The following is a 1179-nucleotide window of genomic DNA, read 5'->3' as shown; positions in this document are numbered from 1 at the left end:
TTTTCTGGCGATTTTTACCATCTTTTCTATGTCATTGTCATCGATATTTTCACCTGTGTATTTGCGAAACAATTCAGCCACTTGTCTTCTGTTTTTATGAATAGCGGGAGCTACCATATGAGATGGTCTTTCATTGGCAAGCTGAAGTATCCATTCGCCAAGATCGGTTTCTATAGGATGAACACCATTTTGTTCTAAGTACTTATTTAATTGTATTTCTTCAGCAGTCATTGATTTTGTTTTTACTACATAGTCGGCGTTATTTGATTTGCAAACAGAAGTTATATAAATACAGGCATCAGCTGCATTCTTTGCCTGGTATACAAAAGAACCTTCTTTTTCTACATTATTTTTAAATTCAAGAAAAAGTTCGAGTCTCTCTTTTCTGGTAAAATCTTTTATTTGATTTACTTCTTTTCTTAAGTGATCAAAATCTAAATTTTTATAAACTTTTTTATAAGCGTTTTTTATGTTGTATGAAAATGTTTTTAGATTATTGCGAAGGGTTGAATCGTCCAGGGCTGTTTTAATGTTTTTCTTTAAATCGTATTTAAAATCCATATTTTTCTCTACATATCTAATATAATAAAAACGTTTACTTTTAAGGGACCGTGAACACCCATAGCCAATATAAGTTCTATATCAGCGGTTCTACTTGCACCGGTGATAAAAGTTATATAAGCTGACTCTTCTTCTGTTAGCGAGTGCATAAAATTTTCTGTATCTTCTATCGTATCTACAATTTTCGATTTTGGAATAACTATACACAATTCTTCAGATAGAGACGTAGCCCTTCTTAACAGTTCATTTTTGTTATTGATTACAATAGTGCCTGTTTCAGCTATAGCTAGATCTGCTTCAACTATTGATTTTTTAATACCCTTTTCATTAACAATAATCTCTTTTAATTTATTAAAGCTAGATAGATTAACGTATTCGAATTCTTCATTTGAGTCTAACAAACTTTCCAACTCAGCTTTACTTTTGATTGTATTTGTATTGCCTACCAGCTCTGAATAATAAATAAATCTATCAACGGTATCCATACTTAAAACTAACTTTTTACTAAGCAAACAATTAGAAAAAATTACTCAATCTTCACTTTTACTAGATATAAACCAATATTGATATAAAGTCAACTTAAATATTTTCAGCTGATTTTGCACTAATTTCATTTAC

At 30.0% G+C, this 1179-nt stretch carries 2 protein-coding genes; both read right to left on the bottom strand.

What is annotated here, in order from left to right; all coding sequences use genetic code 11:
* A partial coding sequence (locus Q0C22_RS01860; protein ID WP_291490394.1) for an LUD domain-containing protein occupies nt 1–561 on the bottom strand: 561 nt, incomplete at its 3' end.
* An 8-nt stretch (nt 562–569) separates the two neighbouring features.
* A complete protein-coding gene (locus Q0C22_RS01855) occupies nt 570–1046 on the bottom strand; it encodes an LUD domain-containing protein (RefSeq protein ID WP_291490393.1) in 477 nt (158 codons plus the stop codon).
* Nucleotides 1047–1179: the final 133 nt, after the last annotated feature.

The sequence above is a fragment of the Desulfurella sp. genome (assembly GCF_023256235.1).
Lineage (GTDB): Bacteria > Campylobacterota_A > Desulfurellia > Desulfurellales > Desulfurellaceae > Desulfurella.
Note: the sequence above shows the minus strand (reverse complement) of the source record. Positions and strands in the feature narration are given on the sequence as shown.